The following is a 24360-nucleotide window of genomic DNA, read 5'->3' as shown; positions in this document are numbered from 1 at the left end:
AAAGGGGGAGGTAATGAACTCATTTTACCAATATCGCATGTTCATTGTGCTGGTTGCTGTATGTGCCGGGGCAACATCTGCGATGGCTCAAACACAGGATGTACCAAGATCGCAGTCCCAGCTTTATTACCGCATCGGTGGCAGTGCGCCTGCCGCTCGATCTCCGAATCCGAACGCTTTGGCGGTCAAGATGGGATTTGGCATCAAGCTCAACGCTAACTACACCTGCGGCAAGTTCGACGTCGGACTTAGTTGGGCCAATCTGATGAACGGATTCAGTAGCCTCGGTACCCAAATCACAGGTGCCGTCAAAGCTGGGATCAGCGCCCTTCCGCTGTATGTTCTACAGCGCGCCCAACCGGGCTTGTATGAGCTTTTTCAGACGTATGCCAAGAAGGCCGAGATCAGCGTGAATGCGGCGCTGGACAGCTGCGAACAGATGGAAGCGCAGATCAAGCAGGGGAAGGATCCCTATGCGAAGTGGGTAGGCCTGGCCAAGGGCGAGGGGTGGAGCGTGGAAGCCGGCACGAATACGGATGTTGTATCTGCGAAAAGCAAAGTCGAAGCGGACAACGGCCGAAAGGGGGTCACCTGGATCGGCAATAAGGTTGCTGGCGGCTTTACGCAACCGGCTATTCGTCCCGTGAACGATATCGTCGTAGCTGGCTACAACCTGACGATGATGCAGCCTGTCACCGCCTCCAACACGGCGAACTACTCGACAGGCGGCACGCCACTGGGGAAGGTATTTCCACGCCCGCAGGACGCTGCAGACTTCGCCGTCTCCGTCCTTGGAGACCATCTGATTGCCACGTGCGACGAAACGTCCTGTGCCCCAAAAGGTGTATATACGGCAATCGGCTTGCAACCGAAATATGACGCCGAGATCCCGGCCGCGCTTAACCAGGTGAAGCTTGCAATCAGTAGCAGTAGCCCGACCTATGCAGCCCTGGCTGCATCTGGTGCGCCCGACGTCTCGATCACAACGGATGTAGTGCGCGCGATTCGTGAGCTTCCAGCGGATATGCAGGCGATTAGTTCCGAACGCATCGCCAAGGAAATAGCACTTGCCCGTACTATCGAAAAGGCACTGGCAGTGCGCGCGGTGCTGATATCGGGAATAAGCCTGCCAGAGGTGCAAAAGCATGAGCCGGCCGTGGCGATTGCGAAGGAGAAGGTTGACCAGTTGACCCAGTTCATCCAGGACCTGTTGTTCGAGAGCCGTGTTCGACGAGAGATTGTCTCGGACACTGCCGGCTCCTTGCTGCAGGCGTATCAAGGGCGGCGGGCCATAGCGGCGCCTCTGCCGACCCAGCAGCCAGCGGATAAAAACATCATGAACAACGGTCGAGTGAAGTGAGGATGACATGTTCGACAATAGCTATTTGCTCAAACGAGCACAATTTCGGCTGAAGAACACGCCGTATTCTACGGTGCTGTGTCTCGCGGGCACGCTGATTCTGCTGATGCTTGCCATGGTCATGCTGGGTGGATTGTGCATGGTGCTTGGAGGGTTGGCAGACGAGGCCTGGGCAGTTCTGGAGTCCATTGTTATTGATCTCGTCCGGCAGAGGCGGTGGTGAGGCCGATATGTCCGACAAGATACGCTCCATTAAACACGCAAACACCCGGCCGAACAAATCGCTGTATCGCGGCCTGTTTCGCGCTGCGGGCATGTTGCTTGTAACCATGCTGGCCATGGCAGTGCTGGTCGCACTGGGTCTGCTGCTCTTGCTGGTATCAGACGAAGCCCGCGCGTTGTTCGAATTCATAGCTCGTTACCGCATAGTTGCCTACTGTATGCATCTGGTTGTCACGATCTGTCTGTGGATCGGGTGGGAGAAGATCGTTGCGTGGCTGGTGACGCGCGGCGTGGCGCCGGAATCCGCGCGCGAGGTACTGATCGAACGCAAGGGCAGGTGGTTCGCCGCGCTGGTGACGCTTCAACTCATTTTGCTGGCATCTGCAGCTGGCCAGCTTGCGTAGCGGAGGGAATATGGGTGTCGATAGTTACCTTGAGCTGTACACCACGCTCTACGGCTGGTTCTTTAGCGGCGTGATATGGAGCGTCCTGTCGGCGAGCGGGATCATCTACATCCCGTTTTTGGTGACAATTGTGCAAGTCTGGCGTGAGGGGCATGAGATGGACGACGATGCGCAAGGCACAGCCTGGATGATTCGACGGATGGAAGTCGAATTGTTTTCGGCGATTGTCGTGTTTGCACTCTGCCTCGTTCCCTCGTCCATCACATCGCTGTCGACCATGAAACTGTATCACGCGCCCACGCCGACTTCGCTTCAGCCAGCCCCGGTGAAAGCCACACCCTCTGCATCGGACAGCAGCTACGGTCGTCCCGAGGTTTTCGGTAACACTGTGCCCAGCATTGCGGCCATTCCTCCATGGTGGTATACGGTGCTCGGTATCAGTAGCGGAATTAACGCCGCCACGCGCGCTGGGATCCAGGGAGGCATCCGGGATTTCCGCCAGTTGGAGGATCTGGCCCATATTGCGACGGTCGAAGATCCCCAACTTCGATCCTCAGTACAACGTTTCTATAGTGAGTGCTTCGTGCCGGCCAGATCCCGGTTTCTGACGGCCGGAAGCCCGTCGCCTGTCGCGGCTGCGGAGATCGCGAAATACGGGCAGGCGGACACCGACTGGATCGGAAGTCACGCGTTTCGTGATGATCCCATGTTGTATGCCGATTTGTATGCCAGGAGTGAAGTGGCCGGCTTCCCATTCAATCCCTCTCGCGATGTCGATGTCAATACATCCGCAGGTAGCCCGGCTTTGGGACGGCCGAGTTGCAAGGAATGGTGGGAGGCAGGTACTCACGGACTGCGTGATCAGTTGAGTTCGACTATTGGCGGGCTTCAGGGACTGGGTGCGGCAGTTCGGTCGTTGACGCCTGGTATATCGGAAGAAGAGCATAGGGACTGGGAGGCTAGGCTGGCGTACCAGAAGACCGCTCCTACCTACGTCGACAGCGAATCGATGACAAACGGTATCGGCGGCGAGACGGGGGGAATCGGCTGGCTTATGCATCTGCCGGCGAACATCGCTGGCGCGGCCGGTACCGGCTGGCAGGCGTTCCAGGCGTCGGCATCGATGAAGCCCTTGATCTATTTCATGACAATTGCACAGCCGCTTATTCTCATGGGGATATACATTTTCCTGCCCATCATTCTGGTGTTCAGCAGGTACAATCTGGCCGTCATGTTCATCGGCGCGATTGGCATTTTTTCAGTGAAGTTCTGGACAGTGATGTGGTACGTCGCCCGGTGGATGGACGATAATCTCATTGCTTCGATGTATCCCGGCATAAGCGGCAACGCATTGCTGGAGTTTGCACTCGACAATCCCACGACCGAAAACACTTACAAGCGTATTGTGCTCAACATGGCACTGATGCTGATGTTCATCGGTCTGCCCATTCTTTTTAGCGGCATGATGGCGTGGATAGGCATCAACGTCGGCCACGGCGTGCAACGGATGCTTAGCGATGCTGTCAATTCCGGGCGAGACGCTGGGCAGACAGGGAGCAATATCGCGGGCGGCGCGGCAAAAAGGTTCACCAAATGAATGCTACTTCATTTCGTCGGGACGGCCATTCCAACTGTAACCATCATTGTCCCAAGAGTAGCGTCGCGCACGCGCATCCCTTTGGGGGCGCTCCTTCTTTCCCCCTGCGCAGAGCGCCAGTAGCTCAATCAGGATCCTGCCGGCCCAAACCAGCGCGAGACCCAAAGAACCTGCGAGCCAAAATAACAGTCGAGCAATTTTCTTCATTGTCATCACGATGCACCTCCCTCGTTCTCAAGCATATATCTTTCGTCGAGGATGTAAACCCGAGGTTGATAACTCATGTGGAGCCAACATGGACGAGCAGACCGAACCTGTTGTGATTGAACCGCCCTTTGCCGGTGCCGCGGCGTTGCTGCCGGAAAGCACTCCTATCTGGAAAGCGACTGAAGGACAGATCGTCAACGCCCGATGGATGTTCCTTTCGCTGATCGGGTTCTGGCTTCTGCTGCCAGTACTGTGGACGGCATGGCGAATGATTCGGACTGCCTGCCATACCTACACGCTGACCACTCAACGTCTCAGGGAGCGTTCTGGTGTACTGGCTGTCCAGGTAGATGAACTTGAGTTGTACCGCGTCAAAGATATTGCGGTTCATCAGCCTCTGGTGCAGCGACTACTGGGACGCGGGCAGATAGTATTGCTGACCTCTGATCGGTCGACGCCCCGTGTCGTACTAAACGCGATCCCTGCTCCGGCGAAGGTCGCCGATCTCATTCGGGCACATGTCGAGCAGTGCCGTGTGCAAAAAGGTGTGAGAGAAATTGACTGATACAGATCAAAAAATCACCTTATAGGAGGATCTATGCTGCGATCATTTATTCCGCTTCTCGTACTTGGCTTCGGCTTGCTACACGGCCCGGCGGGTGCCGAATCGAATGGTTCCGTAATGCAGGACACGGGTTCTATTAAGGATGCGATTGAGCGGCGCACGGACAAGGGGGTTGTGATCGATAAAATCACTCCGACACCGATCGCTGGACTATACGAAGTGGTCGCCGGTTCGGATATTTTTTATACCGATGCCCGAGGACGCTACGTCATTTTGGACGGCCGGCTAATGGATCTGACAACCAAGGAAGATCTCACCCAGAAGAAGATCGATACACTAAGCAGCGTGAATTTCGGCGCCCTCCCCTTCCACCTTGCGTTGAAGCGGATTCAAGGCTCCGGCAAACGTGCCATCGCAATTTTTGAAGATCCTACCTGCCCTGCTTGCAAGGTGGTGCACAAGTTCCTATCACAGTTACCAGATTTGACGGTGTACACATTCCCGCTGCCGATTGCCTCGCCGGAAGCATTGCCGCTCGTGCGTGCGATATGGTGTCAGGCCGACCGTTCCAAGGCCTGGGAAGCCGCTATGGCCGGTCGACATCCACCGTTGGACAATGCATGCGATGCCACGGCGGTAGACGAAGTGATTGAACTTGCCGCTCGGCTCAAAATTGCCGGCACGCCGACTATTGTCTTGGCGGACGGACGTAGGATTGTCGGCGCGTTGCCCCCTCGCCAGTTGGTGGAGATGATCGATCAATTGGGCGCCGCGACGCGCTGAAAGGAAGGCACGATGAAATCGAGAGTCCTGTTGCTCGCCGCACCCATCGTGCTGTGCGCGCTGAACGGCTTTGCCAGGCCGTTGGATGCCACCGGCGCCTGTTCCTCGGCGGGTACGCTGGTGGCGGCAGATATGCATGTCGATCCGCGAATGGCGGCTGAGATCCAGCGCCGCGCCGCGCAGCTGCCGCCTTGGTTTTCCAGTGTTGCCCTGTCAAAGAACACCTTTCGTCTGTTCAGGACGGCGAACTCGGACGTTTTCGTGCTCACGCGTTGCAACCGGATGAACTGCGACGCGGAGCGAGCGTACATCGGCTTTGCGCCTCGCTCTGTCGGCTGGGGAGCGAGCTTGTATTTGGGTGCAGGGGTGGTTGAGTTGGGACGGCCAGTGGTTCCTGGTGCTGCGCAGGAGATCATGCCCGACGATATCGCACCGGCGGTTATTTGTGCACAGAACCTCGATTGGGGGAATTGATCATGCGGCTACGATTAGGGCCAAGTTCCTACCTTGGTCGGACAACTTGGCGCTCCAGCGTTGTCAGCTGGCTGATATTTGGAATGATCGGCTTGGCCGTGGCTGCCACCGGTTACGCTGACTTTCTAAAAGCGATTGCACAACGTGAGTCAAGCCTTAACCCCGGTATTGTCAACAACCAAGGTTATGCGGGTCTGTTCCAAATGGGCACCCTGGCGATGACGGATGCCGGCTATTATCGATCGAACGGTAGTGCGGTCAACAGCTGGGGTGGGACATTCACCGGCAAGAATGGTGTGACCTCGCTAAATATGTTCCTGGCCAATCCCGACCTGCAGGTCAAGGCGATCACCGCTTACTATGCGAAGCTGCAGGGTTATATCGATTATTTCGGTCTGTCCCAGTACGTTGGTCGAACGCTTAATGGCACCCAGATCACAGCTTCGGGCTTGATCGCTGGTGCCCACCTGGTAGGAATTGGCTCGCTTAAGCACTATCTCGACAGTGGTGGTTCCGTCGTTCCTCGGGACGGTAACAACGTTCCCGTGACTCAATACATTGCACAGTTTGGCGGCTATGCGGTCGCTGCGGTCGCGCCGACGTTTGCGGAGGTGCTCGCTGCGAGCCCTACTGGCGGTACTGGTTCAAATCCGTTGCCAACGAACCCTGGTGGAGGATCGCCGTCGTCACCGATCTTCCCAACGCCCCCGTCCTTCTCGAATCCGGATGCCGCGTTCGCTGCTGGTAGTGGCTACTCCATGGCTGAATTTGCCGAATTGTTCCGGATATTGTTCGGAGCGGTGCTCTTTCTTTGGGTCGCCTACACGTTTGTCGGTGCGTATCGCGGATATGCATCAGGAAAGCGTACCCCCATTTTTGTCAGCAAGATACAGATCAAAGTCGTCATTGTATTACTCGTGTTTATGGTGCTATTGCGCTGATGGTCGCTAGTGACCTCTTAATGAACTATCGGAAACCCAGTCCTGAAGACCGTGACCTATATCCATGGTGATGGTGGCAGCAACCATCTGATGATTGAAGCTAACGACGTGCATGCCGTCGCGTCCTGACAATTCCCACGGCAAAACATTTATCAGAGGAGAACTAACCATGAAAAAGTATCTTTACGCAATAATCATTATTCTGTCTGCCGCACACGCGCACTCAAATGCGACGAGCGCGGAAGGTTCGTTATCGAAACGTGAAGTGATTGAGAAAGTATCTCCGGTTGCTGCAGAGGCGTTGCGTCGCTTGGAGGTTCGTCGCGGTGTTTCCTACAAAAATTACGAGCTAAATTCTGTTATGCAGAATTCTGAATATAGACGCGAATATGCCACAGTTCACTACGAATTTTGTGCAAAGAAGGAAAACGCCACTAACCTCACGTGCATTGCTAAAAATTGATCATTGACGCAGCTGCATGGCGACTTGAACGGTTCGTACCAAGTTCGCGCGGGTTATTGGAACCCCAGATTTTTCCCGTTCCCGCCATGCGGCGCGGCGCACCAGGCATCGGTTTGCACGGCGCCAGCTCATGGACTATTTGAGCACTGGTTCGCCCTGGACGAAGTTAGGCACTATATGTTGCCAAAAATACTTCTGGACGAGTTGGTCGGCATGGGTTTTGACGTAAATCAGATACAGCTCGACACACTCACCATCGCCTTGACATAGTAACGTCGTGTTACTACTCTGTGTTAACTGTCTTAGGAGATAGACTATGAAAGTCTTCTTATGGTTGTATGCGGTAGTCGGCACGCTGTACTACCTGTTATATCTAACGGGTGCACCCATCATCGTGAAGTATGCGGTTGGCCCACTGTGGCTAATGATGGCAACCGCTCCAGTTGTCTTAGCTTTGTTAGCCGTTTTGCGGTTCGTTTGGCGGGTTGATCCTTGAATGTTGTTTGACTGGGTAGAAGAACATGGCCTCTATTGAAAACACCGGCGTGCTTGACGCAAGCGTATTCCGCACTATGCCAGACGAATTGCTGCTCGCTCAGGACTTAGTACAACAGGGTGCCGTGCATGCCATCAGCTTTCTTCTGGAGCAAGGCTGCAATGAAGATACGGCCATGCAAATGCTGGCGTCGCTGCGGCAAAACGCCAGCCACATTCGAGCCGAAGCAAAGCGGCGCGGCAAGTCATTATTCGATCACGATCAGACCAGCTTCAATTAGATGAAAACACGCACATCAGCGATCTAGCCTTGGCAGGTACTGTGATTACGACTTCACCGAAGCGCATTCGCAAGAAGCGCGCACGGAGCAGGCATACCTGATGATTGCTGGCGTCGAAGCCGTAGGCGGATCTTTGGCCGCGGTCGGCTGCACACCACGGGAAATAATGCGGAGAACGGCCATGATGAACTACCGTCCAGTTGTACGCCGCGGCTGCTGTGGAGTCGGCGCCGCCAGATCGTGTCAATGGAAGCTAGTCGATGACGAGACTGGTACGTGGGTCAGTTCGTGCGGTGAGCGTTGGGCATTCATCAATGGCGGCCCGAAAGAAAATCGAGTCAGTTTTTGCCAGCACTGCGGTGGTACTGTGATTTGTGTTCGAGCAATATAGCCCTGAAATGGCAACCGTGCACCACGGTCACCATGGCGCGCGCCTCGCGATCATTAGGGCGCATCTGCGCTACGCCTGGAGCTGGTTGGACGAAATTGAAATTAACCTCACTCAGGGCCCAGATTGACATACACTTTCGAAAGGCCTAACATCGCTATATGATGATCTTTTCAGATCACCAAGTGCAAGTTGCTCCCTTTTCCTTGCACGTGCCCTAGCGCACGGGAGTTTCTCTCAATCTCAAGAGCATTCTGCTCTTAGCTTTTCTTTCCTATTTGCACACTGCTACCTATCCTAGTGGATGAGTGGTTTCGTGCTTCCTTTGTTCAATCTGGCCACCTTCCGTGGCCATTTTTTTTGGGGAGTTCAACATGAAAAAAGGATCCAACTATTGCGATGATGTCGCGAGAAAATTGATCACGCTGCTGGAGCGAGGCACTGCTCCATGGCAAAAGCCCTGGGCTCCATCGTCGCGTGGCTCAGCCCCATACAACATAGCTTCTGGACGAAGATACAAGGGTATCAATTCCTTGAATCTGATGGCCGAGCCATTTGAAGATCCGCGGTGGATGACGTTCAAGCAGGCGAACTTTAAGGGCGCGCGTATCAGAAAAAACGAGCGTGGTACGCCTATTCGGCGGTGGATCTTTTCGGAGGCCGCCGCGTCCGAAGAGCCCGACGATGCCGTCGCATCGAACAGTGTTCAGCCAACCGGCCGGAAGCCTAAAATGTACTTCACAACGGTTTTCAACGCTGAACAGGTAAGCGGGTTAGATCCCCTGCAGCCAGCTCAGCTTGAATTTGATCCAATCGAGAGGGCCGATCGGATACTGTGGCAATCGGGTGCTACCATAAAACATGACCAGCGCGATCATGCCTACTATGATGTGTTCGATGATGAAATGCATCTGCCGCCGCGTCGTCAGTTCAATTCCGCCGTAGAGTATTACGCCGTTGCGATGCATGAACTGGGGCATTGGTCCGGGCACCCGACCAGGCTCAATCGTGACCTTTTTCATCCGTTTGGTAGCCAGGAATATGCATATGAAGAACTGTGCGCCGAAATCGCGAGCATGATGCTTGGTGACGAGCTTGCGCTAGGCCATGATCCGAACCAGCACGCAGCTTATGTTGGTAGCTGGATCAAGGTCATCCGCGACGATTCACAAGCCATTTTTCGGGCATCTAACGCTGCGGAGAAGATCCGCACCTTTGTGCTAGAACTGGGTAATAGTGAGGGCGAAGTCGATCACGAGCGTTCTTTGTCAGGCAATGAAATTGACGATCTGTTTCCCCAAAAAAGCAGTGGACGGCAGCCGCCCCGCCAAGCGTAAAATCGGGTTGACAGCGACGTCCTCTCGTCCTATTGTTGATATTGAATTTGCTCGCACCTGAGCAACTGCGGTGGGTCAAACTCTTGCAACCCACACGTCCTGGCCAGCATCACCAGGATCAGAGTCTCTGTAGCGCTTCTACCACCCCGATCGGGAAGACCTCTTCTCGATCCCCTGGGGCTCGGATGGTCTTCCTTTCGCTTTTTTTGACTGGAGATCATCATGATGACCAATAACAGCCGCAATAATTCTTCGAAAACTTCTGGTTCGGCGCGTCAAGCCGTACAGGATAAAAATGCACCTGAGCCGTCAGGGTACTTCGATCTGCACACCAAGGGATGCGGCTATATGAACCGGATCCGTTGGGTAACTCTCAAGGGTAGCGGCCGCAAAGCAGAGGCGTTTTTGGCCTGTGCCATCAATGCGCTGCATGGACAAGTCGTCGATCCACAGTATAGTTACATGGATCTGCGGGTAAGCGGCCAAGAAGCGATCGAACTCGTCTCGGAGCTGATCAAGGATAGCGAAGCTGGTCGTAAGATCTTCGTCGCCTTCACCGTCGGCGATACTTATGCGCATGCCTATTTGCGAGATATCAAGGAGCATGGCCGTAAAACAGGTGAGCAGGAGCCGGCCGCCGTCATCAAAGGGCGCCTTCTCCTTATTACCCATATTGCGATCGATGACGTTGTGGTATTTCAACGCGATCGCGAAGAGCGAACCGATGATTTGTCCGCCGGCCTGCATGGTGGACAGGATGCAGGCGATGGTGGTAGTGGTGATGGCGATGGTCAAATGGATGAGCAACATAATCCGCTGGAAAATGCTATGTCGGACGGGCCAGCTGGTAGTGTTAGGCCATTCCCTTCACGCATAGGCGGGGTGGCAAGTCAGCCAGCCAGAGGGGTCCGCAACGTCCCGGAACCAGCGTTCCGCAGCAGTTCCCGTGGTCGCGTGTAGTTTCAAACTGAGAGTATGCAGAGCCTTAGCAACTCGATTTTTATGGTCTGATCCGAATCCCCTCAATACGAGGGGATTCTTTCCATTGCAGACTTGATGGGAGTCCGCTATGGAAAGAATGGCACTGATTTCACCACGTGTTTTCCAGTTTTTGACGCATCAAAAACTGGGTCTTTGCAACGCGTCAACTCCTGGAACGCGTACGGTCTTCGGACCTGGAGTCCTTGTGTAATGAGCGGTCCGCTCCGGCCAACCCCGCAAGTTGACGGCATGGATCGTGAGCTCCGGGTTTGGAATCCCGAAGCAAAGTCCCATCTGCAGCCAGTCTGGAGCTGGCTGCTTTCGCATTGAAAGCCGGGTCTAATCACTGTACCCACTCCCTTCGTTCAGCCAAAAGCAGTCACGACGTCCACGCGGCTTTCGAATGGTGGCGGCGCAAGCGGTAACACGCTCGCCATTCGAAAGCCGCGGGTTCCGCTGGAAGCTGAAAACTGGGCAGCAGCCGCCCCCAGAGCTGTAGCCTTTGCTGCTTACTCTAGCGCAAACCTGTTGTCACCCTTGGCCTTCGCATTCGGGTGATCCGAGAAGCACCGTCGCATAGTGACGATCACCGCCAGATCTTCATTGGCACTGGCCGCTGCGGAGAAGGCAAATTTCAAACTGCATCAGTCCCAGATGGGTTCCTGGAGGAGACATTCGTCTCTTCCAGGGAAGTACATGGCAATCTTACTCATTCATCTTCCTGGCAAGGTCCTGGCGCGTTGCGCCAAGCGACCCAACATTTTTTCATACTGCGTACGGCTCAGTTGAAGGCAATTTATTAAACCCGTTCGCTATCAGATGTTCGCGTTGATCGCAAGCGCATAACAGCTCCTTGCATGACATTTTTCCCAAGGACCTGTTACCCACCTCACGCTAAGTTAGCGGCATGCGGCAGGGCAATCCACTGTCGACTGGTCGGCTGCAGCGTCAGGAGGCTATTTCGACGCGGAATCAACCCGGTGATGGAGTTTCGATATTTTTGTGATGAAGGGAGATTCACGATATGGATACGTTTTCAAGTCGGCATCCCGTTTCAGTGATTCGGCCGACAAAGGAGCAGGTACGGCGCTGGATGGCGGATCGGCGGTGTTCTTCGTTGCCACCGCCATCGCAGAGCGAAATTCGGCGTCAGCTCGGATGGGAGCTCGTCCATCCAGAAACATGGTTGACGAGATAGCTAGGTAACGTTTACAGGAGGTTATGATGAAAATGATCACAAAAGACTTTCATGGCGCAGGTGTCGCGCCAGATAGCAACCACAGTTCGACAAAATGTGCTGGTCAACGGGAGAGGAATGACTATGTCCATTATCGCGTTGCGAAACGCGTCGAGGACTTGATCGTAGCGGCGGGCCAGATCACGGGCAAAGACCTGGCGGCCGAGATGAAAATGTCAATGGACCAGCTGCGTAAGTACACCAGATATCTGCAAGTCGGCGGCCGTGCGCACAAAATGCGAGGCTTGCAGTATCCGACCGGCGTGTGGATACCCGGTCCCGAAACTGCCCACGAACATGAGCGGGGCCAGGTACCGGTGCACCTGCGGGTGAAGCACTGGCAACGCTCCGCCTGTCGAGTTGAGCTGGTGGAAGCGCTTCTTTTTAACCGCTTTCCTGCTCTGACGAGTGCACTGCTCGATGACACCAAAAGGATAACGAATACCATTCGCTTTCCTAAAGCCGAGTAGATCCGGAATTGTCGTCGGCGCGTACAGATCCGGCTAAATGTTGCCTGTTGGATTTTGCTAAATTTGATATGTCATTGTAGTGGACGATTTTGGTCACTGCGATTACACTGACTTTTGAGGTACGCTGAATTTCGATTCAGTGCAAGCTAGTCAACCCCTGAAACTAGCGCAGCTTTTTGCTCGGGGTACATGTCCACCATCACCGCTCCTTAGGCCAGCCCTAAGGGCGACGCTCCGGGAGTTTTGCTGACCAAAGGAGCTTTTATGTCGAGCTTTCAATTTGATTCGTTAGGGTATTCCGAGCGTCTTCAAGAGGCGGGTGTGCCCGCGGCACAAGCTGCTGTTCACGCAAAGGTCATGGCCGAAGTTTTGTCCAGATCTGTTGCATTTCCGGAGGATATGATGAGACTTGAATCCTCACTGTTGCAGAAGATCGAATCCTCACAGTGGAGAATGACAACCGAGCTTGAGAAGCTTCGTAGCGATACGACGTTGCTCAAGGCAATGGTGGGTTTCTTGATCAGCTTGCAGCTTCCGGTGCTCTTTAAACTTTATTTCGGCTAGCCGCCGACATAATGTACTTCCCGCGTAGGAAATCTTCTACGCCTTGTCTGGCCTGTACCGGCATTTTTTGGTATGTGAGCCTCTTTTTGACCTTCCTTGTTCAATGATTTTTCCAGCGAATTTTTGCTTGGAGTTAGTCACTTGCGCGCAGTTTTTAATAAGTTTGTAGCTGACGTATGTGCCCGGCCGGGAAGAATACCTTCCCATCCGGGACTGCGTTCTCCCGGCTTTTTTTTACTTTTAGGAGAATGCTATGTCATCGTTGACCCTTGAACAAATATCCGTGGTGGAAAACGAAAGCATGTTGCTTGCAGTCGATGCATTTGCCGGCACAGGCAAGACCACCACTCTGGTTGAGTATTCGAAATGCAGGCCAGATAAACGCATCCTGTACATCGCCTTTAATAAATCGGTCGCATCGGAGGCCTGCGCGCGGTTTCCGGAAAATGTTCAGTGCCGAACCACCCATTCCCTGGCATACACCCGGGTGGGAAAACGTTATCAGGAAAAGCTTGGCAGTCCCAAGGCTTGGGAAATTGCCCAGACTTTTCAGTGTAATACCAAAAGGGCTAAGGATGCATTGCAGACTTTGGCCAATTGGTTCTGTTCGGCGGATTCTTTGGTCTCCGAGGAACACTTGGATGTGGAGCTGCAGGGTGATCCGGCCGGCGCGGCCGACATCGTGCAACTCGCGGACAAAGTGTTTGCTGCGATGAAGGATAAGCGGTCACCGATTAAGATGCCGCATGACGGGTATCTGAAGATATGGGCGCTTGAACTTCCGAACTTGGCATTTGACATTATCTTGCTCGATGAAGCCCAGGATACCAATCCGGTGACGTTGGACGTGGTGATGCGGCAGGACTGCCAGAAGGTGTTGGTAGGCGACCGGCATCAGGGGATCTATGGCTTTCGTCGGGCGGTCAATGCGATGGAGAAGGTGCAGGCAAAATCCCGCGTGGCGTTGACGCAGTCGTTCCGATTCAGTGAGCAGATCGCAGGTATCGCGAGTGCGCTGCTCGCCGACTTTAAGGGAGAGGAAAAAACCATCGTGGGACGCGCGGATATGAACAATGCCTGGTCCGTTGACCGGTCGCAACCATTTACGATCATTGGCAGAACCAACGCCGGCTTGTTCAGCAGTGCGGCGGAGTTGGTACTGGGCAGCGACGTGAAGTTGCATTTCATTGGCGGCTTCGACAGCTATGTCTTTGGGAAAGTTTTGGATGCCTATTTTCTATGGGCGGACGAACGGTCGCGGATTTCAAATCCCAGCATTGGCAGGTTCAATAGTTTCGTGGACTTCCAGCAATACGGGGTCGAGGCTGGCGACCTGGAGATCGCCGCGCTGGTGAAAACCGTCGAGCAATACCAGGGCCAGATACCGCGCATCTACGAAGCCATGAAAGCATCGCAGGTCAGTCTGCAAGAGAAGGCGGACGTTACCTTGACTACCGCTCATCGTGCAAAAGGCCTGGAGTTCGACCAGGTGCATATGCAAGACGACTTTATCGAGCTACCACCGGAAAAGCAATACGATCCGGAGGAAATCAACCTCTTGTATGTGGCGTTGACCCGCGCAATCCATGCAGTGAGGTTGCCCGAGAGCCTGACGCAGTGGTTGAGCGGACGGGGCCAACGGCAAGGCTCGGTAAAAGCCTCAGAAACCGGCGACGGTATCGAGCGCTGGCATTCACTGCGGGGTTCGATGTCCGAACGTGAGGACTGGATCCGGGAAAACGTTGAAGCGTTCGATCGGACTTCGGCAGATGTGATTCGGTTTCTCCTCCAGAAAGTCGACATTCTGAGGGAAGCATTGGGTTAATGCTGAGTGGAAGGCGCTTCTTACGAGGCGTCTCCTCTCTTTTTATTGTTTTAATTGAAACTATTTGAGTTGGATTTTGGTGAATATTTGGGCAATTTCGACAGCTGTGCAATATTTTTCTTGTAAACCAAGGAAAGTTATATACGTTTTTGACTGTAAACGTTAATATCCGGTCGCGTCATCGCTTTTTGGGTTTTTTTGCAAAAAGCGGCGACAATGCCAAAAACCACCAATCACCGAGGTAAGCGCATGTCCGCCAAACGAATTCTGCCTGCACGAAACGTCGTCGATATCGACGGGTTGATCCGCATCGCCGATCGCGCGGAGGCGACCCTGCTGCAGCTGCGTGACGATCTGTTGGCACCATGGCCACGGAAAACGTCACCCATGATATCGGGTACACGACTGGCACAAATGTGCCATATCGAGCGCACGAAGCTCAATCATCTCTGCAGCAAGGGAATCATACCAGCTGGTCAGCTGAAGGGTAACGGCCGCAGCCGCATGTTCACCCTGGCCGAAGCGCGAGCCATCGTGCGGCAGATCGGCCCGCACAAGCGGCGCCCTGCCGGCACCCTGGGTCTTGTCGTCTGCTGTGGCAACTTCAAGGGCGGCGTGGGCAAAACTACCACTACGGTTGCGGTGGCGCAGGGGCTGACCTTGATGGGACATGACGTTTGTTTGGTCGATCTAGATCCGCAGGCATCGACTACCACCTTGATGGGATTTGTGCCAGATGCGGAGGTGAACGAGGATATGACGGTCATGCCGGTCGTCTATGGTGACAAGGAAGATCTTCTCTATGCGGCACTACCCAGCTACTGGGACGGTATTGATTTGATTCCATCGTCGCCGGATCTGTTTGGCGCCGACTATTACTTGCCGAACAAGCAAGCCGGCGATCCGAATTTTCAGTTCTGGGACGTCTTGAACAAGGCCATGCAGCCGTTGCGTGAAAAATATGACGTAATTATTATTGACACGCCTCCTACCTTGTCGTACCTGGCGCTGGCCAGCTTCATGGCTGCAGACGGCATGATCATCCCCCTGCCCCCGGAAACGCTGGACTACGCATCGTCAACGCAATTCTTCCGGCAGTTTTCCGAGTTGTTCAACTCGATGCGGGAAGGCAAGGACATCGACAAGGAATTCGAGTTCATCAAGATCGTGCTGTCGAAGGTGAAGTCTTCAGTGTCGATGACCGATATCGTCAAGACGTGGATCAAGCAGACCTATCCGGAACTGCTAGGAACGGCTGAGATTCCGGAGACCGATCTGGTGAAAAATGCTTACGCGGAATTCAAGACTATTTACGATCTCGAGAGCTATGACGGCAGTCAGCGCACCTATAACCGTGCTATTGAGGCGTTCAATGCCGTCGTGGCGGAACTCGACGTTTCCCTGCAAACTTGCTGGGCGCACCGCGAAACGAAGGAAGCAGTATGAGTACCAAAGACGACAAACGCCCGCCGCGCGTCAATAAGCTGGCGGCGCGACTGCTTGGTCAGACGGCCAATCTGGAACGCAATGTCAGCGAGAATCCCCCTACGCCGATTGCCAGCCAGCGCAATGTGACCATGCCCGGCCAACTCGGCGCTTTCCGCCTTGATGCACTGAAGTACCAGGCCAAGATTGATGAACTGCAGCGGCAGCTCGAGGAGGCGCTGGCCAAACAGGCTGATGGCGGTTCAGAGGCCGAGTCCGCTGAGCTTCGCGTGCGCCTTGCGCAACTGCAGGAAGCAAGCCAGGCCGAAGTCGAGTCGCTTAAAGCCGCGCTTGACGAGGCGGCCCGCAGTGCGGGTGTGCCCTTCGAGGCACCAGTGGCCCGCATCCGCAAGATTCCTGGGCGCCAGCGACAGCTGACCAATGCGGAAAGGGAAGCGCTGTACGCCAACCTCGATAGCAACAAGCTGGTCACGCCCGTGACGCTGCGCCCTGCCCGGGATGGCTGGTATGAGGTGGTGTCCGGACATAACCGGTTTGATTTTTTTGTAGACCGTGGCCGCGCAACAATCCCTGCCGTACTGGATCTGTCGGACGACGAACACGCTGACCGTGATGCTTTCTACGCGAACTTGCTTCACAACACTCTGCCGGATTATGCGAAGTATGTAGGCTTCAAGAAACTGCTGGACGAAGATCCAAAGCTGACCATTGCCGATGTCGCAAAGCATGCCGGCGTGCCTCGAACTACAGTTGCCAATCTGATGGTGTTCGGCGAATTGCCGGCTGCGGCGATACCGCTGCTCGACGCACAGCAGGATAAGCTCGGCCGCAATGCGGCCGCCGAGTTGGCTGCGCTCCATGCCAAGGGCCACACCGAAGGGGTCATGGCAGCGATTGAATCGATTGTCAGTGGTACATCCTCCCAGTCAGAGGCAGTGGCGATGGCGACCAGGTCAGCTCGGCCTGCGATTACGCCGCGCGCAGCGCCGGCGCCGGTGACCGTACGCTCGGGGCGTGCAACTTATTGCAAGGTCCATCAGGCCAAAAAAGTGCTGCGTCTTGAATTTACCAGCGATGTGGATGCCGAACTGGCCATGAACGAAATTACCAAGGCGCTACAAGTCTTGGCTGATGGCAACAAGAAATAACCGGTCAATCAACGAAATATAAGGACTGCGATGACGAGCTAATCTGAAACGCTAACAATTTGATGCCCTGAAAAGCAAAAGGCCCGGCGGGAACCGGGCCTCTGCTAATGCTCTGGCAGTGCCAAAACATGAATCACGTACTCTTCAGCCGTGATTCTAGTTCGGTGCTCAAGTCAGTGCAAGGGATTTTTTACGCCTGTCACTTGGCAATTGGAGCTCCCATGAAGAATCATGGCCGAGGTGAGTATCTGCTCGCCCTAAAATTCGAACTATGTACCGGGCTTGTGCTACAAGCTGGCACCGTTTTGCTGCTCCCTGGGAGCAAAAGGTGAATAGCGTCGCTGAGCCCGATGCTCGATATTTCGAGCAAGGTACCGCCCTGCACCGGGTGCTGCAAGAGGCGGCCTATATTCCGCGGTGCAGCGACAACAAAACGGCGACCCGCACTCGCCCACGTGAGTTCGCGGTACGTTATCCGTATATGCAAATCAATCGGCCTGGTCTTGTCAGCTGGCTGATCTTTGACCTCGACCATGCAAATTCCATGATATGGGAAGATGCAGGCCTGCCTGCGCCAAACCTGATCGTGCGAAATCGCGCTTCCGGAAATAGCCACCTGTATTATGCGATTACCCCGGTGTGCACGACCGAGGCCGCGCGCGACAAGCCTATTGCATTCATGAAGGCCGTCTACGCAGCATTCTCGATAGCGCTGCGCGCAGATCCCAATTTCCACTCAGGACCGGTGGCCAAGACGCCAGGACATCCATGGTGGTCGACCGAAGAGTTACACAACTCAGTGTATGAGCTGGGCGCCCTGGCCGACTACGTCGACCTGGCCGTGGCAGCTCCTTGGGCAAAGAGAGTCAAGGTCGACGACATTGCACACTCCCGCCACTGTCTGCTCTTCGAGCATTTGCGCCACTATGCTTATTCCATCGTCAATCGTGAGCGTGAGAAGGGAAACTACGACAGTTTCGTACGCTGGCTTGATGCCAAAGCCCACGACTTGAATAGATTCACGCAGCAAGGCTTTGCCCAGGATCTGCCTGTATCGTCGCTGAAGGCAACGATACGCTCGATTGCGCGTTGGACGTGGACTAACTACACGGGCAGTGGCCGCTGCAAGCGCGGCATCATGCAGCTCGACCCGGACCTGCCGCTTCCGGCGCGCCAAAGCCTGGCTGCAGAACGCACTCACTGCGAACGGCAGAAGAGTACAGCGGACAGGATCCGCGCCGCCTGCAGGCTTTTGCTACAACGCGGAGAGAGTCTTACCCAGATCGCGATCGGACGCATCGCCGGCGTAACCCGGCAGACGGTGGCCACCTACAAAACGCTTGTTGAACAAGCCCGACAGGTTCTGAAAACGCCGGCTGCACCGAGCGCCGGCGCAGCCCTGGCGGATGTTAAGTTTGCTACACATCAGGTACCTGCAGTGGGGGTTGCTTTTTTGCAACTTGTTCCGCTTGCGGGTATTTATGGTGTGGCTGGTCAGATTGCTGTTGTTTCTGATGGTGGGCAGCAGGTCGAGGACGGATAATTTTTTCAGGATCGTGATCTTGGGGCTGGTGGTGCTTGCAGCATGTAGTCGGTTGCGTGCTGTTGGTGTTGGTTTTTAGGATGTTGAATTTATGGGTTTCCAAGTTAGCCGGGCGTGGCGACGGGGGTTCCGTCGGGGCGCAAGCAAGCGGGGACGCCCGCGCGCGAAGGCAGGCTCAAGAGCTTTTTTGTTCAGCGGGTTTTTTTAGCTGAAGCCGGCTCTTGCACAATCAAACAATCGAGCATACACTGTACATCCATACAGTATTCGTTGATAAAGATTGTGCTTTCTCATGGCTTTGCTCTGTTCTCAAGTTTGCTCTGAATTATCCACGGAGGTCACTGATCCGCTGGTGATTTCTCACGTCTGGCGTGCAAGTGAGCTGGCAGTGTCACACGATGTCAGCTGTTCGTCCGGATATTCGTCGCTGGATGGAGAATTGCCTGGTGCTGGCTGGCCACGTTCGTCGCTTATTGAGTTGCTTGTTCAGCAATCAGGTATTGGTGAGTTGCAACTGCTTAAGCCATTGCTTGCGAAGTTGTCGGATAAGCAAAGAATTGTAATGGTTCAGCCTCCTTATATTCCGCATTCGCTTGCATTCAAGATATGGGGCATCGATGTCGGTCGATTGCTATGGGTTCGGGCCCCCAGCACTGGGGATGCTCTTTGGACGACGGAACAAATACTTAAAAATGGTAGTTGTGGTGCTGTCGTGTTTTGGCAGAACCATATCCGCTCCGACTCGTTGCGGCGCTTGAATTTGGCCGCCCAGGGTGCAGAAACATGGTTCTGGTTGATTCGTCCTATGGCGTGCGCAAGTGAAGCCTCGCCCGCGTCCCTTCGGCTGGGAGTTCGACCAGCGATGGGTGGTGTCCACGTTGAGGTTTTAAAGCGACGTGGTCCTGTTTCCGATAAAACCTTGTTTATTCCGCTTGCTGATATGCCTACTGGTCGTCACCCCGTGCATCATGAAAACGCCCCTGCTATTAACTTTATACCTGCCGCTGTTACCGCTCGAAACGCTCCGCCCGTCTTGGTCTGAGTCAGGCTCTTATGTGGTCGTGGATGGTGGAAAAGTGCTGGTCGCTTCGACAGAGGCGATCGATGCCGGCGTGCGAATTGGCATGCGGTCTGGCGGCGTGGAGACCATTGCACCTGGTGCGATCATTTTGGATCGTGAGATAGAAAAGGAATCGCGAGCGCTCGATTCCATCGCGATGGCCATGCTGCAGTTCACGCCCGAGGTTGCGTTTACTGATGATTTCAGCCTGTTGCTTGATGTCGGTGCGAGTCTTGCGTTGTTTGGTGGTCCGCTTGCATTGTGTCGGCGCGTACGCGATAGTATCCGCCTCCTCGGATTTACCGGGCGGTTGGGTGCGGCGCCGACGGCGGAAGGTGCCTGGCTGCTTGCTCACGTAAAGAGTGGACGGCATTCTCCGCGTAGAAGGTGCCTGCAATCCGCAACTCTGGCTTTCCGCCTCGACGGGTTACCCTGTTCACTTGTTCCATCCGCCGCGCCATTCCTTACCTGGTTCGATGGTATCGGCGCCAGTACGCTGAGCGATGTGCGGAAATTGCCGAGGGCTGGACTGCTACGGCGGACGAGCAAACAGCTCTTGCATGCCCTCGATCGTGCGTACGGCGATATTGAAGAGATGCATCGCTGGATATCGGTGCCGGCGCAATTCTTCGCCCATATCGAAACCTTCGATCGAATCGAGCATGCGGAAGCGTTGATGCATGGCGCCACGACCTTGATCTTGCAGCTCACAGGCTGGCTTGCTGCACGCCAGCTGGCCGTTATTACTTTTAGACTGCAGCTGGAGCACGAGCGCGGCCGTTCTGCAGTGCCGCCGACGCCTGTCGAAATTTCCTTGGCCGAGCCGGCGTGGAAAGAGACGCATTTGTTGCGGCTGTTGCGGGAGCGCCTGGCCAAGACAGAATTGAGCGCGCCGGTCATTGGTCTGCGACTGGAGGTGGTGCAGCTCGAACCGAGGCAGCCGCTGACCGATCAGCTGTTTCCGGAACCGGGCGGCTCGCCGGCTGATTTCACTCGTCTGTTGGAACTGTTGTCCGCGAGACTAGGTCCGGAAAACGTTTTGGTGCCGGTGGCGTCTCCCGACCATCGGCCCGAGCAGTGCAACAGCTGGGGGCCGGCCACGGCAAAAATGGCCTCTTCCACTGTAGATGAATTGGTATTGGATCGTCCGTGTTTTGTGCTGCCCAAGCCGATACAGCTGCTGACGCGCGACGAACGGCCGTTTTATTTGAGCCCTCTCAGGTTGATACGCGGACCTGAGCGACTTGAGGCCGGCTGGTGGGATGCGAAGTCGGTCGCGCGCGACTACTATGTGGCGCAAGGTACCGATGCGACGTGTTACTGGATTTACCTTGAGCGCACCGCGGATAGTCGCTGGTTTCTGCATGGGCTTTACGCCTGACCGATGCGTGCCATGGCGACCGCCCTCCCCTCCTATGCCGAATTGCAATGCGTGAGCCATTTTACGTTTTTGCATGGCTCGTCCGCGCCAGAGCAGCTGGTGCAGCGCGCCGCTGGTCTGGGCTATCACGCTCTGGCTATCACCGACGAATGCACGGTGGCCGGTGTGGTGAAGGCACATCTCGCCGCTAAAGAGGCCGGCCTCAAGTTGCTGATCGGGAGCCAGATGCTGGTGACGCCGGAGGATGGCACCCCGCCCTTCTCCCTCCTAATCTTGGCCATGAATCGGAACGGCTATGGCAACTTGTGCGAGCTGATCACCGTCGCCCGCAGGCGCGCGAAAAAGGGAGAGTATCTTGTGCGGCCTCGCGATATCGCGGCGCCGCCGCCTGACTTGGCGGCGTTGCGTGGTATGCCCGATTGTCAGCTGATACTGCTGCCACACTATGGAGCGGGACTCGAAGTTATCGAGCGGCAGGGGGCCTGGCTGTTGCAATGTGCCGCTGGTCGTGCGCGAATCGCACTGACCTTGCACTTCCGATCACGCGACCAGGAACACAAGGACATCGTCGCTGCTGTCGCTGCGCAGTTCGACTTGCCCGTGGTGGCTACCGGCGACGTCGTGATGCATGTGCGCTCGGCCAAGCCTCTGCAGGACACCATGACCGCGATCCGCCATGGTGTGCCTGTTGCACACTGTGGCTATCGGCTGGCGTCCAACGCCGAGCAGCACCTGCGCTCCAGGGTCCGGCTGGGGAATCTTTACTCGCGCGCCGCGCTCGAGGAGACGGTCCGCGTCGCAAATCTGTGTACGTTTTCGCTCGACGAGTTGCGTTACGAATACCCGGTGGAGATTGTGCCAGAGGGGATGACGCCAAACGGTTATTTGCGGCAGCAGGCTTACCTCGGCGCCCACTGGCGGTATCCCGCGGGCGTGCCGGCCAACGTCCAGTCTCTCATCGAGCGGGAGCTCGAATTGATTGCTGAGATGTCCTACGAGAGCTACTTTCTCACGGTCTACGATATCGTGCGCTTCGCACGGGCCAACAGGATTTTGTGCCAGGGACGGGGTTCGGCGGCCAACAGCGCAGTGTGCTACTGCTTGGGCGTGACCGAGGTCGATCCATCGCGTGGCACCCTGCTGTTCGAACGATTTATTTCCAAGGAACGTAACGAACCTCCCGACATTGACGTGGACTTCGAGCACCAGCGCCGTGAGGAGGTGATCCAGTATATCTATCAAAAATACGGCCGCACTCGCGCTGCACTCACGGCCGTTGTCATCAGCTATCGCCCGAAGAGCGTGTTGCGTGACGTGGGCACTGCGCTCGGCGTTGATCTTTCCATTGTCGACAAGGTGGCCAAGGCCAACCACGGATGGGGAGGACGGGCCGAACTGGCGGAGCGCATGCACAGCTGCGGACTGGATCCCGAGTCCGACGTCGCCCGGAAGTGGGCTTTTCTGGCTGAGCACATGATGCGCTTTCCGCGTCACATGTCACAGCACCCTGGCGGCTTCGTGATCTCGCACAGCAAGCTATCGCGTTTGGTGCCGGTGGAAAATGCCAGCATGGAGGACCGTACCATCGTGCAGTGGGATAAAGACGATCTGGATGCGGTGGGTTTGTTAAAGATTGATATCCTGGCGTTGGGCATGCTGAGTGCAATGCGTCGCACGCTGGAGTTGGTATCGGCCAGGCGCGGCGAGCGATTTGAACTGGCAGACATTCCGAAAGAGGATGCGGCGACGTACGAGATGATCTGCCAGGCCGACACGGTCGGCGTGTTTCAGATCGAGAGCCGTGCTCAGATGTCGATGCTGCCGCGGCTGAAGCCAAGGGTGTTTTACGATCTGGTGATCGAGGTTGCCATTATCCGCCCAGGCCCGATTCAAGGTGGGATGATCCATCCCTACCTGCGCCGGCGCGAGGGAACTGATCCCGTGTCTTACCCCAGTCCTGAAATGGAGGCGGTGTTGTCGCGCACACTGGGTATCCCAATTTTCCAGGAACAGGTAATGCAGATCGCGATGGTCGCGGCCGGTTTCACTGCCGGTGAGGCAGATCAACTGCGCCGTGCTATGGCGGCATGGAAGCGGAAAGGGGGCCTGGAACAGTTCGAAGACAAGCTTAGAACGGGCATGGCGGCGCGCGGCTACAGCGAGGATTTCGCTAACGGCATTATCGGGCAGATCCGGGGATTCGCCGAGTATGGGTTTCCGGAGTCGCATGCCGCCAGCTTCGCTCTCCTCGCGTATGCATCGAGCTGGATGAAACGGCATGAGCCGGCCGCGTTTCTGGCTGCGCTGCTGAACAGCCAGCCGATGGGTTTCTACAGTCCATCGCAACTGGTACAGGACGCCGTGCGTCATGGCGTCGAGGTGCGTGGTGTGGACATCAATATCAGCGGCTGGGAGGCCACGCTGGAAGATTCAAGTGGCATCCAACCTGCGGTACGCCTCGGACTCAATCTGATCCGTGGTATGGAGCGTGAAGCCGCCTGGCGGATCGAGGAGGCGAGGGCTGTGCGGCCGTTCAAGGATTTGCATGACTTGGGTGTACGCGCGGCGCTCGATGCGGCGCAATTGAAGCTACTGGCCAGTGCAAATGCGCTGTTGGAGATTAGCGGCAATCGGCGCCAGGCGATATGGAATGCGGCGGGGAGCGTTCCTGATCGCGGATTATTACGAGAGGCCTACATCGTCGAGGAACAGTTGACGATTGCACCGGCCACTGAAGGTCAGGAACTCGTGGCGGATTACCGCCATATGGGATTGACGCTGGGCCGGCACCCTCTCGCGCTATTACGTGAGCGATTGCATGCGATGCGCTTCATGCCAGCGGAAATTCTGAATTTGTATGACGACGCGCGTCTCGCGCGTGGCTGCGGGTTGGTAACTGTACGGCAGCGCCCGGATACAGCGAAAGGCGTCGTATTCTTGACGATCGAGGACGAGACAGGAAACGTCAACGTCATCGTCTGGCCGAGCCTTTTGGAGCAGCAGCGTCGGGAGGTGATGAGCGCGCGTTTGCTGGGCGTGTATGGTCAATGGCAGTGTGCGAACAATGTCAGGCACCTAGTGGCGAAACGGTTGGTGGATCTTTCCCATCTTCTTGGGGAACTGGACACACGAAGTCGCAACTTTCATTGAGCCGGCTTTTATTCCAACGGTTACTTAGATGTTTGATA

At 55.5% G+C, this 24360-nt stretch carries 21 protein-coding genes; all 21 read left to right on the top strand.

The annotated features are described in order from the left end of the window. Nucleotides 1-13 precede the first annotated feature (13 nt). Entirely contained in the window at nucleotides 14-1360 is a 1347-nt protein-coding gene (locus CSQ92_RS27880; RefSeq protein ID WP_099395997.1) for an integrating conjugative element protein, read from the top strand. A 7-nt stretch (nucleotides 1361-1367) separates the two neighbouring features. Then, nucleotides 1368-1583 (top strand): hypothetical protein, encoded by a 216-nt coding sequence (locus tag CSQ92_RS27875; RefSeq protein ID WP_099395996.1) that lies wholly within the window; start codon nucleotides 1368-1370, stop codon nucleotides 1581-1583. 7 nt (nucleotides 1584-1590) lie between these two features. Then, complete coding sequence (locus tag CSQ92_RS27870) at nucleotides 1591-1986, top strand: hypothetical protein (protein WP_099395995.1); 396 nt, start codon at nucleotides 1591-1593, stop codon at nucleotides 1984-1986. A 10-nt stretch (nucleotides 1987-1996) separates the two neighbouring features. Next, nucleotides 1997-3583: a conjugal transfer protein TraG N-terminal domain-containing protein gene (locus CSQ92_RS27865; protein ID WP_099395994.1), complete on the top strand. Its 1587-nt coding sequence runs from the start codon at nucleotides 1997-1999 to the stop codon at nucleotides 3581-3583. A 295-nt stretch (nucleotides 3584-3878) separates the two neighbouring features. Continuing rightward, nucleotides 3879-4355 carry a PH domain-containing protein gene (locus CSQ92_RS27855; RefSeq protein WP_180277136.1) on the top strand — a complete coding sequence of 159 codons (477 nt, stop codon included), beginning with the start codon at nucleotides 3879-3881 and terminating at the stop codon, nucleotides 4353-4355. 33 nt (nucleotides 4356-4388) lie between these two features. Then, the gene (locus CSQ92_RS27850) at nucleotides 4389-5138 is read left to right on the top strand and encodes a DsbC family protein (protein ID WP_099395991.1); all 750 of its coding nucleotides are present in this window, start codon (nucleotides 4389-4391) and stop codon (nucleotides 5136-5138) included. 12 nt (nucleotides 5139-5150) lie between these two features. Next, a complete protein-coding gene (locus tag CSQ92_RS27845) occupies nucleotides 5151-5612 on the top strand; it encodes a hypothetical protein (protein WP_099395990.1) in 462 nt (153 codons plus the stop codon). A gap of 83 nt (nucleotides 5613-5695) precedes the next feature. After that, nucleotides 5696-6553, top strand: a complete 858-nt coding sequence (locus CSQ92_RS27840) for a DUF3262 family protein (RefSeq protein ID WP_180277135.1) — start codon at nucleotides 5696-5698, stop codon at nucleotides 6551-6553. Nucleotides 6554-6722: 169 nt separating this feature from the next. Beyond that, complete coding sequence (locus CSQ92_RS28935) at nucleotides 6723-7016, top strand: hypothetical protein (RefSeq protein WP_143450454.1); 294 nt, start codon at nucleotides 6723-6725, stop codon at nucleotides 7014-7016. Nucleotides 7017-7537: 521 nt separating this feature from the next. Continuing rightward, nucleotides 7538-7792, top strand: coding sequence for a hypothetical protein (locus CSQ92_RS27830; RefSeq protein WP_257219389.1), 255 nt, complete (start codon nucleotides 7538-7540; stop codon nucleotides 7790-7792). A 762-nt stretch (nucleotides 7793-8554) separates the two neighbouring features. Further along, on the top strand, nucleotides 8555-9517 hold the full coding sequence (locus tag CSQ92_RS27825; protein ID WP_143450453.1) for an ArdC family protein: 963 nt from the start codon (nucleotides 8555-8557) through the stop codon (nucleotides 9515-9517). A gap of 222 nt (nucleotides 9518-9739) precedes the next feature. Further along, nucleotides 9740-10477, top strand: a complete 738-nt coding sequence (locus tag CSQ92_RS27820; protein WP_099395986.1) for a DUF3577 domain-containing protein — start codon at nucleotides 9740-9742, stop codon at nucleotides 10475-10477. A 1242-nt stretch (nucleotides 10478-11719) separates the two neighbouring features. After that, entirely contained in the window at nucleotides 11720-12205 is a 486-nt protein-coding gene (locus CSQ92_RS27815; protein WP_143450452.1) for a hypothetical protein, read from the top strand. A gap of 264 nt (nucleotides 12206-12469) precedes the next feature. Further along, nucleotides 12470-12769 carry a hypothetical protein gene (locus tag CSQ92_RS27810; protein ID WP_099395984.1) on the top strand — a complete coding sequence of 100 codons (300 nt, stop codon included), beginning with the start codon at nucleotides 12470-12472 and terminating at the stop codon, nucleotides 12767-12769. Between the two features lie 253 nt (nucleotides 12770-13022). Beyond that, a complete protein-coding gene (locus tag CSQ92_RS27805) occupies nucleotides 13023-14594 on the top strand; it encodes a UvrD-helicase domain-containing protein (protein WP_099395983.1) in 1572 nt (523 codons plus the stop codon). 249 nt (nucleotides 14595-14843) lie between these two features. Then, nucleotides 14844-16040 carry a ParA family protein gene (locus CSQ92_RS27800; protein WP_099395982.1) on the top strand — a complete coding sequence of 399 codons (1197 nt, stop codon included), beginning with the start codon at nucleotides 14844-14846 and terminating at the stop codon, nucleotides 16038-16040. Continuing rightward, nucleotides 16037-17188 (top strand): ParB N-terminal domain-containing protein, encoded by a 1152-nt coding sequence (locus tag CSQ92_RS27795; RefSeq protein ID WP_099395981.1) that lies wholly within the window; start codon nucleotides 16037-16039, stop codon nucleotides 17186-17188. Before CSQ92_RS27800 ends, CSQ92_RS27795 begins: the two co-directional genes overlap by 4 nt. A gap of 328 nt (nucleotides 17189-17516) precedes the next feature. Beyond that, a complete protein-coding gene (locus CSQ92_RS27790; protein WP_257219388.1) occupies nucleotides 17517-18731 on the top strand; it encodes a replication initiation protein in 1215 nt (404 codons plus the stop codon). 292 nt (nucleotides 18732-19023) lie between these two features. After that, entirely contained in the window at nucleotides 19024-19773 is a 750-nt protein-coding gene (imuA, locus tag CSQ92_RS27785) for a translesion DNA synthesis-associated protein ImuA (RefSeq protein ID WP_143450451.1), read from the top strand. Next, nucleotides 19700-21172 (top strand): Y-family DNA polymerase, encoded by a 1473-nt coding sequence (locus tag CSQ92_RS27780; protein WP_099395978.1) that lies wholly within the window; start codon nucleotides 19700-19702, stop codon nucleotides 21170-21172. The genes imuA and CSQ92_RS27780 overlap by 74 nt, the downstream gene beginning before the upstream one ends. A 3-nt stretch (nucleotides 21173-21175) precedes the next feature. After that, nucleotides 21176-24322 carry an error-prone DNA polymerase gene (locus CSQ92_RS27775; protein WP_099395977.1) on the top strand — a complete coding sequence of 1049 codons (3147 nt, stop codon included), beginning with the start codon at nucleotides 21176-21178 and terminating at the stop codon, nucleotides 24320-24322. Nucleotides 24323-24360 lie beyond the last annotated feature (38 nt).

Source organism: Janthinobacterium sp. BJB446, assembly GCF_002735655.1.
GTDB lineage: Bacteria > Pseudomonadota > Gammaproteobacteria > Burkholderiales > Burkholderiaceae_D > Janthinobacterium > Janthinobacterium lividum.
This window is presented reverse-complemented; position numbering and strand designations above follow the sequence as displayed.